This is a genomic window from Pseudonocardia hierapolitana (assembly GCF_007994075.1).
GTDB lineage: Bacteria > Actinomycetota > Actinomycetes > Mycobacteriales > Pseudonocardiaceae > Pseudonocardia > Pseudonocardia hierapolitana.
On the sequence record NZ_VIWU01000001.1, the window covers coordinates 1,414,607 to 1,426,471 of the forward strand.

Sequence of the window (11,865 nt, forward strand, 5' to 3'; positions counted from 1 at the left end):
CCTTCGGGGTTCGTGCTTCAGATTCGCGCCGTGCTGGACCGCTCCACGAACTCGGCGGCCACACGGACCCGCCGGGGAGCCGGCGGGAGCTTCTGCCGCATGCGGGCGTGCACCAGCTCCACGGAGTGCAGCGCGAGCATGTCGATCGGCTGACGGACGGCCGTGAGCGGCGGCCGGATGAGCTCGGTCCACGGGTTGTCGTCGAAGACCACGAGAGACAGGTCGTCCGGGATCGCGATGCGGGCCTGCGCGAGCATCCGCAGGACCACCCGCACCTGCGCGGTGTTGGCGACGACGAGGCCGGTGGGCGGGTCGTCGAGCGCGAGCATCTGGGCCACGACCTCGGCGCCCCGGTCACCGCGGAAGGGCGCGGGGCGCACGAGGCGGTCGTCGCGCTCGACGCCGTGCTCGCGCAGGGCCTGCTCGTAGCCCTGCACCCGCTCGACACCGGTGGTGGTGTCGAGCGGCCCGGAGACGATGCCGATCCGGGTGTGGCCCCGCTCGAGCAGGTGCCTGGTGGCGGCGGCGGCCGAGTCGACGTTCTCGATGCTCACGACGTCGACCGAATCGAGCTCCCGGACGGCCCGGTCGACGAAGACGACCGGGATGTCGAGGGCGGCGAGCTTCTCCCAGCGCGCGGTGTTGTGGCCGGTGGGGGTGCCGATCATGCCGCCGACGGAGCGGTCGAGGAGGGTGTCGAGGGCCTGCCCCTCCAGGTGCGGGTCCTCCTGCGTGGTCATGAGCAGGATCTGCAGGTCGCGGGAGCGCGCCTCGGCGACGACGCGGTCGGCGAGGCGGGCGAAGAACGGGTTCGTGAGGTCGGCGAGCAGCAGGCCGATCGTCTCGCTGCGGCCCTGGGAGAGCTCCCGGGCGGCGGCACGCGGCCGGTAGGCGAGCTCCTCGATCGCGTCGAGGACCTGGGCGCGCTTCACGGGCGCGACCGGGCCCGTGCCGTTGAGCACGCGCGACACCACGGAGACGGAGACGCCGGCGTGGGCGGCGACGTCCCGGATGGTGGCCGCCTTCTTCATGCTTCCCCCTCCGCTGCGACGGGTCAGTTAACCCCATCCCGTCCGTTGACCTCGCCGAAACGCCCGTGGTACAAAACTGGAACCGGTACCACTCTACCAGTCGAGGAGTCCTCGGTGAACTTGCACGACCTGTTGCAGGCCCGCGAACGCGACGCCAACCCGATCCGCGTCGGACTCATCGGCGCGGGCCGCTTCGGAACGATGTTCCTCGCCCAGGCGCGCAACACCCCGGGGATCCACGTCGCGGCGATCGCCGACATCGATCTGGACCGGGCGCACCAGGCGCTCGAGCTCGTCGACTGGCCGAAGGACGCCGTCACCGACGACCTCGGCTCCGCGCTGGCCGGCGGTACCACCGCGGTGCTCCCCGACGCGACACCCCTGTTCACCGACGCCATCGACGTCGTTGTGGAGGCCACCGGCAACCCGATCGTCGGCACGTCGCACGCGCTCACGGCGTTCGACGCGGGCCAGCACGTGATCATGGTGACGGTCGAGGCGGACGCGGTGGTCGGCCCCGCGCTCGCCCGCCGCGCCGCGGAGCGCGGGCTCGTGTACTCGATGGCCTACGGCGACCAGCCGGCGCTGATCATGGAGCTGGTCGACTGGGCCCGCACGTCCGGCTTCCAGGTGGTGTGCGCGGGCAAGGGGGCCAAGTACCTCGAGCACTACCACGAGATGAACCCCGACAACGTGTGGGAGCACTGGGAGTTCTCGAAGGAGCTCACCGACTCCGGCCAGCTCAACCCGCGCATGCACACGGCGTTCCGCGACGGCACGAAGGCCGCGATCGAGATGGCCGCGGTCGCGAACGCGGCCGGCCTCGTCCCCTCGGACGAGGGACTGACCTTCACCCCGGGCGACGTCGAGCAGATCGCCACGGTCTGCCGGCCCCGCGAGGTGGGTGGCGTGCTGGCCCACGAGGGGTCGGTGGACGTCATGTCGAGCCTCACCCGCGACGGGGAGTGGATCCCGCACAACACGCAGGAAGGCGTGTTCGTGGTCGTGAAGGCGACCAACTCCTACGTCGCCGGCTGCTTCGACGAGTACCCGTGGCACCCGGACCCCACCAAGCAGTACGCCGCGCTGTACCGGCCCTACCACTACGTCGGCCTCGAGCTCGGGATGTCGATTGCCAACGCCGTGCTGCGCGGCATCCCCACCGGCGCCCCGAAGGGTTTCTCGGCCGACGTCGTGGCCACGGCGAAGAAGGACCTGGCGGCAGGCGACGTGCTCGACGGCGAGGGCGGCTACACGGTGTGGGGGAAGCTGATCTCCGCGCGGGCGTCGGTCGGGCGCGGCGCGCTGCCGATCGCGCTGGCCCACCACGTCGAGCTGAAGCGCGACGTCCCGAAGGGCGCGATCGTCACATGGGACGACGTGCAACTGGACGAGGCCGCCTTCGGTCAGGTGCTCGAGCTCAGGCGCGAGACGGAGCGCCTCCTCGGCACGCCGTGAGGGTCTCGCTGCTCGGCCTGGGACCGATGGGGGGTCCCATGGCGGCGAACCTCGTCCGCGGGCTCGGCTCCCTGGCCGTCTGGAATCGCACGCCGGGCAGGGCCGAGCGGGTGGTCGCGCTCGGTGCCCGGCAGGCCGCGTCGCCCGCGGATGCCGCCGCCGACGTCGTGCTCACGGTGCTCCCCGATCTGCCGCAGGTCGAGACGGTGCTGCACGGTCCGGAGGGGCTGCTCGCGGGCTGGCGGCGGGCCCGCGTGCCGGAGCCGGTGCTCGTCGTCCACGGGACGGTCTCCCCGGTAGCGATGCGGAGCTTCGCGGAGGGGCTCCGGCGCGAGCACGGGGTACGAGCCGTCGACGCCCCGATGAGCGGAGGCGTTCCCGGCGCGGAGCGGGGCGCGCTGAGCCTCATGGTCGGCGGCGACCGGGGCGACGTGGAGGCGCTCGCGCCGGTGTTCGCCCCGATCGCGTCCACCGTCGTGCACTTCGGTCCGAGCGGGTCGGGGCAGCTCGCCAAGGCGTGCAACCAGGTGGTGGTGGCCGGGACGATCGCGGCCCTGTGCGAGGCGCTCTGCCTGGCCGACCGGTACGGCCTGTCCCGTGCCGACCTGCTGGCCGCGCTCGACGGCGGGCTCGCCGGGTCGACGGTGCTCGACCAGAAGCGCGAGCGGTGGCTGCGTGAGGACTTCACCGCCGGTGGCAGCGCGCGCAACCAGCTCAAGGACCTCCGGTTCGCCCGCGAGGCCGCGACCGCGGCTGGAGCGCCATCGGAGCTGACGGCGCTGCTCCACGACCAGTTCCACCGGATGGTCGCCGCCGGCGACGGCGAGCTCGACCACTCCGGTCTCCTGCGCACGATCGCCGCGGGGACCTGAGGCACGTCCACGAGAAGAAGGGTCTGCAATGGTGCGTCCAGAGGAAGCCGGTCCGAGGTCACCGCTCCTGCCCGAGGTGCCGCGGGAGCTGTCCCGGCGGCGGTTGAGCCTCCACACGATCGTGCTGTTCTTCGGCCCGGGAGCGATCATCGCCTCGCTCACGGTGGGCAGCGGCGAGACCGTCCTCGCCTCGCGGCTCGGCGCGGTGTTCGGCTACGCGATCCTGTGGCTGGTGGTGGTCGGCACGGTGACTAAAGCGGCGATCATCTACACCTCCAACCGCTACATCGTCCTCACCGGCGAGCACCCCATGAGCGGCCTCGCACGGGCCATCCCCGGGCCGCGCGGCTGGTTCCCCGCGTTGATCGGGGCCCTCGCCGTGCTGTCGTTCCCGTTCGTGGCCAGCGCGCTCGCCACCGGGATCGGCAGCTACCTCAACATCGTCTTCGGCGGGCCCGCCGTCGCCTGGGGGCTCGTGCTGCTGGTCCTCGCCGCGGCGCTCGCCTGGTTCGGCTGGTACGCGCTGCTGGAACGCGCCCAGGTCGCGATCGTCTCGCTCAAGGTCGCCCTCGTGGTCGTCGCCGTGTTCGCCGCGCAGCCGCAGTGGCTGGACGTGATCGCCGGGTTCGTGCCGCAGGGCTTCGGCTACGCGCCCTTCGTCTTCACCGACTACCCGGAGATCGCCGACCGGTCGGTGTGGATCGAGGCGGTCGTCTTCATGGGCGGGCTCGGCGGCGGCATGTACGACTACATCGGCTACGCCGGCCTCATGCGCGAGAAGCGCTGGGGCGCGCTCGGCCTGCCCGGCCGCGACCGGGCCGTGGCCGAGCCGCTCACGCTGACCGACACGCCCCCCGAGCGGGAGCGGGTGCGGGGCTGGTCGCGGGCACCCCTCGGCGACGTGGTGCTCAGCTTCGCGGCGATGGGGCTCACCGCGGTGGCCTTCGTGATCACCGGCAAGGAGATCCTCGGCGCCGCGCACAACGTGCCGAGCGGCCAGAACGTGCTGACCTACCAGGGCGACGTGCTCGGCGTGATCCACCCGGTGTTCCGCTACTTCTACGTTCTCGCGATCATCATGGTCTTCTTCGGCACGATGTACGCGATCTGGGAGGTCTACTCCCGCACGACGTACGAGTCGCTGTCCGCGGTTTCGGCGAAGGTCCGCGCCGCCGGGATCGGCACGACGCGCGCGGTCGTCTACGCCTACGTGCTGCTCGGCGGCACGGCGCTGATCCTCACCGGTGCCGACCTGGTCGCGCTGATCACCCCGGCGAACATCGTGGGCGGCACGGTCGCCTGCGGCATCTACGGCCTGGGCCTGCTGGTGCTGGAGCGGCGGGTGTTCCCCGCGGGGCTGCGCACCCGCGTGGCCGCGCGCGTGCTCGTCGCCGTGTCGTCGGTGGCGCTGCTCGGCTCGGGGCTCGTGGCACTCGGTCAGTACGTCGGGGTGCTGCGGTGAGCCCGGGGCACCTGGTCGCGGCGGGCTGCTTCCTCGCCCTCGCCGGCATGCGCGCCGCCGAGGGGGCGTGGCTGTGGGCCGGCGTGTTCGCCGTCGCCGCGCTCGCGCAGGGCTTCCTCGGCTCCCGGTTCAGGGAGGCGCCCGGGCGGCGGGGCGCTGCCCGGCCGCGGCAGGCCGCGACGTGGCGCCTGCTCACCGTGTCCTCCTGCGCCCTCGGCGCGGTGCTGCTCGTCGTGCAACCGGTGCTCGGGTTGGTCGCCGCGGTCGTCGCCCTCTACTGCCTGCGGGCCGGCCGGACAGCCGTGCGAGCATGACGCCCGCGACGGCGGGATCCGAGGGGGAGGCCACGATGGGGCTCGTCACGATCGACCTTCCGGAGCCTCGCGAGATGCGGGGCAGATGGGCGGCGTTCGCCGCCGTCCTCGCCGCCCGCGGGTGGGGTCGCGGCTGCCACGCCACCGACGTCGTGTGGCACTTCGACGACGGCGGCGGCAACTGGGCCGACCTGCACCACGTCGACGGCGGGCGAGCCGTGCTGGTCGGGCACGACCACGAGTACTCCGACACGTACTTCGGTGCGGCCGCGGAGTACTTCCAGGAGCCGGAGACCGACCTGCTCGCCGGTGCGCCCGGCTGGTGGGCTCCCCCGGCGCAGGCGGCGATGGACCGCGGTCTGTGGGTCGGGTTCGTGTACGGCTACGAGGACGGCGTCTGGCACCGCGCCGAGTACGGGTTGTCGGACGGGTTCACCTCCGTCGGCCTCCCCGCGGTCGACGACGACCGCTGCCGGGAGCTCGTGGCCGAGTTCACGCAGGAGGCCCCCGGCCTGGCCGGTGAGGCGCCGGACCCTCGTGCCGTCGACGCGTTGATCGCCGCCGACGCCGACGTCACCGAGGCGCACGTGCGTGCCCTGATCGGCCCGACCGGCTGGGATGCCGCGGCAGGCGCCGCCGCCGCCCGGGCGTTCCTCCGGGTGTGATCAGGCGGGCACGCCGTCGTCGTAGGCCACGGCACGCGGCGTGCTCGTGAGCTCCTCCACCAGTGCGGTGAGCCTGCGGTCCATGCGCTGCTGGACCCGTTCCAGGCCGTCGAGCTCGCGGGCGAGGTCCACGGCCCGGTCCGAGCTCCCGACGCCGTCGAGGACCCTGTCCAGCTCCGCCCCCAGCCGCTCGATCCGCACCCTGCAGCGGTCCGAGGCCTGGACGTGGGCGAGCAGCTTGGCGCGCTGGTCGGCGTCGACGGTGTCCGGCACGGACGCCACGAGCTGCTGCAGCCGGTGCGGATGCATGGCGGTCCCCCCTCACGTGACGGGCATCACCGCTGACCGTAAGCGCCGACGCTCGGCTGCGGAAGCCCTCGGCTCCAGTGCTTCCCGCCGGAGGTTCGTCGGGGGTATCGGGGGATCCAGCTTCTCGCTGGGCGTGGCGGCGGGCAGCCCTCGTACCGGGCGTACTCGGGCTGTTCGCCGCTGCGTCCAGCGGGGAGCTCGGCCGTCGAGACCCTTGGCGAACCTCCGGCGGGAAGCACTAGCCTTGCGGCGTGACGGCGTGGGTGGACACCGGCCGGTTCGTTCGCGAGTTCGTGCGCGACCCCCTGCACACGGCGTCGGTGACGCCGAGCTCGCGGGCTCTCGCGGCGGCGATGGTGCGGGCGCTCCCGACGGCCGGTGCACCGGTCGTCGTCGAGCTCGGGCCGGGTACCGGGGCGTTCACGCGGGCGATCCAGGAACGCACCGGCGGGCGGGTACGGCACGTCGCCGTGGAGCTCAACGCCCGGTGGGCGCAGCTGCTGGCCGAGCGTCACCCCGAGGTCGACGTGGTGCAGGCCGACGCCCGTGAGCTGCCCCGCCTCCTCGCCGACCGCGCGGTCGCGGCCGTGGACGCCGTGGTGAGCGGGCTGCCGTGGGTGGCGTACACCCCCGGCCCCGACGGCCGCGGCCTGCACGCCGTGATCACCGAGGTGCTCGCACCGACGGGAGTGTTCACGCAGTTCGGCTACACCTGGACGCGCTGGGCGCCGCCGGCGCGGCGCCAGCTCGCCGACCTGCGGACCCACTTCGCCGAGGTGGCGACCAGCCGGACCGTGTGGCGCAACGTCCCGCCCGCGATCGTCCACGAGGCCCGCAGGCCCGTTCGCGTGACCTGAAGGTGAACGGCCCGACCCCGCAGCACTCGCTCCAAAAGAGGGGGACTCGACTGACCAGCCGAAGAATGTTGGTCCGAAAGGCCGACCCCGCGAGCGAGAAAATGCGCGCGGACGCGGAGGCGATCAGGAAACGGGAAACCGGGAATACCTGATCTTCGCGGGTGGTATGTCGTCCACACAGCGACGCTGTGGCTGCATCCGTACCCCATGGCATGGAGGGCTGGGCATGTCCACCGAACCGAACCGAGAGTCGCGACAGCCCACGGGAACCACGGGCCGCACCGGGCCGGCCCGCGCCGCGCGAACCGCGATGCAGCGCTCCGGAAATGCTGTTCCGGGTGGGGCGGGCAAGAAGGCCCGCTCGGGCGTTCGCGGCGTCGCGAAGGGGCTCGACCGGGTCGCGAGCAGCACCACCGCGTCCGGCAGGAGCGCCGCGGGGGGCCTGGCCACGACCGCAGGCACTGCAGCGGACACCGCGAAGAGCGCCGCCACGACAACCGCGAGCACCGCAACGGACACGGCGAAGGGCGCCGCGACGTCAACCGCCGGCATCGCGAAGGGCGCCGCGACGACAACCGCCGGCATTGCGAAGAGCGCCGCGACGACAACCGCCGGCATCGCGAAGAGCGCCGTCGCGACGGTGGCGAAGCCGCTGCTGAGCGGGGTGGCCTTCGCTCTCGTCGTCCGCAAGGTCATGCAGTTCCTCCGCTTCCTGCGTCAACTGGCCCTCCAGCTGTTGGAGGCGCTCAAGCAGCTCGCACTCCGCCTGCAGGAAGTCGCGGCCAGGCTCCGCGGTGGCGAGCAGCAGGGCGTCGAGGACGAGAACGCGGCGCCCATCGCCGAGGAGGCCGAGGAGGCCGAGGAGGCCGAGGAGGAGAGCGACGAGGAACCGGTTGACCGCCGCGAACCCGAGACCCGGCCCGCCTCTCCCCGCCGGCCGGGGGGCCCGCGACCGCAGCGACCGGTTCGGCCGCGTCCGAACGCGACCCCACCCGACGCGCCCGCCCCTGCCGTCCGGCGCCGCGCACCGGCGGCCCGCCGTCCCCAGCCGCCCAGCCGCCGCGCGCCGGGAGCGGGCGGGACGCGGTGAGGCCCTCGTCGCTTCCCCGCTAACGAGCAGGGCTGGTCCGGCCCGCGCCTCGCGCGCGGTCTCGCGCTTGAGGGCGGGCATCACAGTTCTGCGGTGTGGTCCCAAGGCCTGCCGACCGATCCGGGGGGCCTGGCGTCGACCGCTGTTCGGATATGCGAGGGGAGAACCGATGTTCAACGGCGCGCACGTCATACTCCACAGCCGCGACGCGGAGGCCGACAGGGCGTTCCTCCGCGACACGCTCGCCTTCCCCGGTGTCGATGCGGGCGACGGCTGGCTGATCTTCAAGCTCCCGCCGGCCGAGGTCGCCGTGCACCCCACCGACGCCGAACCGATGCACGAGCTCTACCTGATGTGCGCCGACATCGAGGAGGTGCTCGCCGGCTGCGCCGCGAAGGGCGTCGAGGTCGTGGACCCGGTGACCGACCAGGGGTGGGGCCGCCTCGCGTCGATAAGGCTGCCGAGCGGCACTCCCCTGTCGATCTACGAGCCTCGCCACCCCCTCGCCTACGACCTCTGACGCGGCCCGAGCGCCCGACTCGCCCGGTCGGAACGCCGGACTCATGGTGCCGGACGTCGGACTCACCGTGCTCGGATGTCGGACTCGCGGATCAGAGGTGGGGCTGCACCAGCTCGACGTAGCGGCGGGCCATCGTGGCGATCACCTGGTCGCCCGGGGCCGCCCACACGTCGGCGTGGAAGATCTCCACCTCCACGTCCCCGGTGTAGCCGGCTGCCGCGACGGCGCGGGTGAAGGCCGGGAAGTCGACGTGGCCGTCGCCCATCATCCCGCGTGCGAGGAGGGAGTCGGCGGGCAGCGGAGTGATCCAGTCGCACACCTGGTACGACACGATCCGCTCCCCCGCCCGCGCGATCTGGGCGTACACCCCGGGCTCCCACCACAGGTGGAAGGTGTCGACGACGACGCCGACCTCGTGCGGCGCGAACTGCTCGGCGATGTCGAGCGCCTGCGCGAGCGTGGAGATCACCCCGCGGTCGGCGGCGTAGATCGGGTTCATCGGCTCGATCCCGAGCGTCACCCCGCGCACGACCGCGGCCGGGACGAGCGCGGCGATCGCCTCGGCGGCGCGGGCGCGGGCGCCCGCGAGGTCCTTGTCGCCGGCCGGCAGGCCGCCGGGGACGAGCACCAGCGCCTTCGTGCCGAGCCCTGCCGCCTCGTCCAGGGCACGCAGGTTGTCCTCGTGCGCCCGGGTGCGCTCCGCGCGGTCGGAGGCGGTGAAGAACCCGCCCCGGCACAGCGACGACACGCGCAGGCCAGCGTCGTCCACGATGCGGCGGGCGACGTCGACGCCGACCTCGGCCACGGGCTCGCGCCACAGCCCGATCGCCGGGAGCCCGGCGGCGACGGCGCCCTCGACCGCCTCGCGGAGGTCCCAGTTCGCGGTGGTGCGCTGGTTGAGCGAGAGCCGGGCCAGGCGGGGGTCGCCGGGCGCAGGTGTGTCGACGTGGGCCGGGATACCGCTCGGGATGTCGAGAACGGTCACCGCACCGCCCCGGCCACGGTGAGCAGGCTGCGCAGCTTGGCGGCCGCCGCCTCCGGGTCCGGCAACAGCCGGGCGGAGTTGGCCAGCGCGAACACCTCCGAGAGGTGCACGACCGACCGCGCCGACTGCAGCCCACCGACCATGGTGAACCCGGGCTGGTGCCCGCAGAGCCACGACAGGAACGCGATGCCGGTCTTGTAGTAGAAGGTCGGCACCTCGAACACCGTGCGCGACAGTTCGAGGGTGGGTGCGAACTCTGCGTCGTAGCGTTCCAGGTCGCCCTCGTCGAGCGCGGCCAGCGCCGCCGACGCCGCCGGGGCGATCGCGGCGAACGCGCCGAGCAGTGCGTCGGAGTGGTGGGTGCCGTCGCCGCGGATCAGCTCCGGGTAGTGGAAGTCGTCGCCGGTGTAGAGCCGCACGCCCTCGGGCAGCTCGGCCCGGAGCCCGATCTCGTGCTCCGCCGAGAGCAGCGAGACCTTCACGCCGTCGACCTTCGCCGCGTGCGCCTCGATGAGCTGCACGAACGTGGCGGTCGCGTCAGCGACGTCCGCCGAGCCCCAGTAGCCGGCCAGCTGCGGGTCGAACGCCTCGCCGAGCCAGTGCAGGATCACCGGCTCCCGCACCTGGCGCAGCAGCGCCTCGTACACGCGCACGTAGTCGTCGGGCCCGGCGGCGACGGCGGCGAGCTGCCGCGACGCCATGAGGATCACCTGCGCGCCGGTGCCCTCGACGTACTCGACCTGCTCGGTGTATGCGGCCAGCACGTCGTCGACGGTGCGCAGGTCGGTGCGGTGGTCGGTGCCGGCGCCCGCTGCGATGCGGGCACCGTGCTCGCGGGCCTGCTCGGCGCTGCGGCGCACCAGCTCCTGCACGGCAGGCCAGTCGAGCCCCATGTTGCGCTGGGCGGTGTCCATGGCCTCGGCGACGCCCAGGCCGTAGGAGAACAGGTGGCGGCGGAACGCCAGCGTCGACTCCCAGTCGACGACGGCGGGTGCGCCGGGCACGTTCTCGCCCCACGGGTCACCGACGACGTGCGCGGCCGCGAACGCTACCCGGGTGCGGTAGGGGTGCGGGTGCGGCGTCCACTCCCGGGGCGCGGCCAGCTCGACGGTGCGCCAGCCACCGCCCGCGGCGGGCACCTCGATGGACGTGTCCACGGCGGTCATCGCCCGGCTCCGGGGAGCTCCACCCGGATGCCCTCGGCGTTCGAGCGCAGCGCCGCGTCCACCAGCTGCAGGCCGCGGACGCCGCTGGCGAAGTCGTACGGGTGCGGGCGCCCTGCGTCGACGTCGAGCAGGAACTGCTCCCACTGGGCGCGGAAGCCGTTGACGAACTCCTGGTTGTCCGGCACCTGCTCCCACTGCGCGCGGAAGTCCTGGTCGGTGGGCACGTCCGGGTTCCAGACCGGCATGGGCGTGCGCACGCGGTGCTGGATGCGGCAGCCGAAGAGGCCCGCGACGGCCGATCCGTGCGTGCCGTCCACCTGGAACTCGACGAGCTCCTTGCGGTCCACCCGCACCGCCCACGACGAGTTGATCTGCCCGATCACGCCGCCGGCCAGCTCGAAGATCCCGTACGCGGCGTCGTCGGCGGTGGCCTCGTAGGGCTCCCCCTTCTCGTCCCAGCGCTTCGGGATGTGGGTGACGGCCTTGGTCATCACGGCCTCGACGCCACCGAACAGGTGCTCGAGCACGTAGTTCCAGTGGCAGTACATGTCGAGGACGATGCCGCCGCCGTCCTCTGCCCGGTAGTTCCAGCTGGGTCGCTGGGCCGGCGTCAGATCGCCCTCGAAGACCCAGTAGCCGAACTCGCCGCGCACCGAGAGGATCCGCCCGAAGAACCCGGTGTCGATGAGCCGCTTCAGCTTGATCAGCCCGGGGAGGTAGATCTTGTCGTGCACCACGCCGTTGACGATGTCCGCGATTCGAGCGGCCTCCACCAGCTCCTCGCCCTCGGCAACGGACTCCGCGATCGGCTTCTCGGTGTAGATGTGCTTGCCCGCCGCGATCGCGCGCAGGATCGTCTTCTTGCGCTCGCTCGTGACGAGCGAGTCGAAGTAGACCGGAGCGTCGTCCTCCAGCGCGGCGTCGAGGTCGGTGTGCACGGTCTCGATGTCGTGCTTGCGGGCGATCTCGGTGAGCTTCTCGCGGTTGCGGCCGACGATCACGGGCTCGACCTGCAGGCGGGTGCCATCGGGGCGCAGCACACCGCCGTCGTCACGGATCGCGAGGATGGACCGCACGAGGTGCTGGCGGTAACCCATCCTCCCGGTCACGCCGTTCATGACGATGCGCATGCGTAC

The 11,865-nt window shown here is 72.8% G+C and carries 13 protein-coding genes; 8 read left to right on the forward strand and 5 right to left on the reverse strand.

What is annotated here, in order from left to right:
* Positions 1 to 17 precede the first annotated feature (17 nt).
* Complete coding sequence (locus tag FHX44_RS06865) at positions 18 to 1,031, reverse strand: LacI family DNA-binding transcriptional regulator (protein WP_147254698.1); 1,014 nt, start codon at positions 1,029 to 1,031, stop codon at positions 18 to 20.
* A 114-nt stretch (positions 1,032 to 1,145) separates the two neighbouring features.
* Here FHX44_RS06865 and FHX44_RS06870 point away from each other — a divergent pair, with 114 nt between their 5' ends.
* The 5 genes from FHX44_RS06870 to FHX44_RS06890 are packed head-to-tail and all read left to right on the forward strand — an operon-like array spanning position 1,146 to position 5,802.
* Positions 1,146 to 2,489 carry an NAD(P)H-dependent oxidoreductase gene (locus FHX44_RS06870; protein WP_147254699.1) on the forward strand — a complete coding sequence of 448 codons (1,344 nt, stop codon included), beginning with the start codon at positions 1,146 to 1,148 and terminating at the stop codon, positions 2,487 to 2,489.
* Positions 2,486 to 3,361: an NAD(P)-dependent oxidoreductase gene (locus FHX44_RS06875; RefSeq protein ID WP_281287873.1), complete on the forward strand. Its 876-nt coding sequence runs from the start codon at positions 2,486 to 2,488 to the stop codon at positions 3,359 to 3,361. Before FHX44_RS06870 ends, FHX44_RS06875 begins: the two co-directional genes overlap by 4 nt.
* A 28-nt stretch (positions 3,362 to 3,389) precedes the next feature.
* Complete coding sequence (locus FHX44_RS06880; RefSeq protein WP_147254701.1) at positions 3,390 to 4,823, forward strand: Nramp family divalent metal transporter; 1,434 nt, start codon at positions 3,390 to 3,392, stop codon at positions 4,821 to 4,823.
* The gene (locus FHX44_RS06885) at positions 4,820 to 5,137 is read left to right on the forward strand and encodes a hypothetical protein (protein ID WP_147254702.1); all 318 of its coding nucleotides are present in this window, start codon (positions 4,820 to 4,822) and stop codon (positions 5,135 to 5,137) included. Before FHX44_RS06880 ends, FHX44_RS06885 begins: the two co-directional genes overlap by 4 nt.
* Positions 5,134 to 5,802, forward strand: coding sequence for a proteophosphoglycan 5 (locus FHX44_RS06890; protein ID WP_246170253.1), 669 nt, complete (start codon positions 5,134 to 5,136; stop codon positions 5,800 to 5,802). Before FHX44_RS06885 ends, FHX44_RS06890 begins: the two co-directional genes overlap by 4 nt.
* Here the strand turns inward: FHX44_RS06890 and FHX44_RS06895 are convergent, their stop codons facing one another.
* The gene (locus tag FHX44_RS06895) at positions 5,803 to 6,111 is read right to left on the reverse strand and encodes a hypothetical protein (protein WP_147254703.1); all 309 of its coding nucleotides are present in this window, start codon (positions 6,109 to 6,111) and stop codon (positions 5,803 to 5,805) included. It lies immediately after the preceding gene.
* A gap of 251 nt (positions 6,112 to 6,362) precedes the next feature.
* On the opposite strand from FHX44_RS06895, the gene FHX44_RS06900 reads away from it, so the two are divergent.
* From FHX44_RS06900 to FHX44_RS06910, 3 genes are all read left to right on the forward strand, one after another.
* A complete protein-coding gene (locus FHX44_RS06900; protein WP_246170254.1) occupies positions 6,363 to 6,968 on the forward strand; it encodes a class I SAM-dependent methyltransferase in 606 nt (201 codons plus the stop codon).
* A gap of 226 nt (positions 6,969 to 7,194) precedes the next feature.
* Positions 7,195 to 8,058: a hypothetical protein gene (locus FHX44_RS06905; protein WP_147254704.1), complete on the forward strand. Its 864-nt coding sequence runs from the start codon at positions 7,195 to 7,197 to the stop codon at positions 8,056 to 8,058.
* A gap of 169 nt (positions 8,059 to 8,227) precedes the next feature.
* Entirely contained in the window at positions 8,228 to 8,578 is a 351-nt protein-coding gene (locus FHX44_RS06910) for a VOC family protein (RefSeq protein ID WP_147254705.1), read from the forward strand.
* Between the two features lie 91 nt (positions 8,579 to 8,669).
* Here FHX44_RS06910 and FHX44_RS06915 read toward each other — a convergent pair whose 3' ends face one another.
* Genes FHX44_RS06915 through FHX44_RS06925 form a run of 3 tightly spaced genes read right to left on the reverse strand, consistent with a single transcriptional unit; the run spans position 8,670 to position 11,859 of the window.
* Positions 8,670 to 9,563, reverse strand: coding sequence for a sugar phosphate isomerase/epimerase family protein (locus FHX44_RS06915; RefSeq protein ID WP_147254706.1), 894 nt, complete (start codon positions 9,561 to 9,563; stop codon positions 8,670 to 8,672).
* Positions 9,560 to 10,729: a dihydrodipicolinate synthase family protein gene (locus FHX44_RS06920; RefSeq protein WP_147254707.1), complete on the reverse strand. Its 1,170-nt coding sequence runs from the start codon at positions 10,727 to 10,729 to the stop codon at positions 9,560 to 9,562. Before FHX44_RS06920 ends, FHX44_RS06915 begins: the two co-directional genes overlap by 4 nt.
* A complete protein-coding gene (locus tag FHX44_RS06925; RefSeq protein ID WP_246170255.1) occupies positions 10,726 to 11,859 on the reverse strand; it encodes a Gfo/Idh/MocA family protein in 1,134 nt (377 codons plus the stop codon). Before FHX44_RS06925 ends, FHX44_RS06920 begins: the two co-directional genes overlap by 4 nt.
* Positions 11,860 to 11,865: the final 6 nt, after the last annotated feature.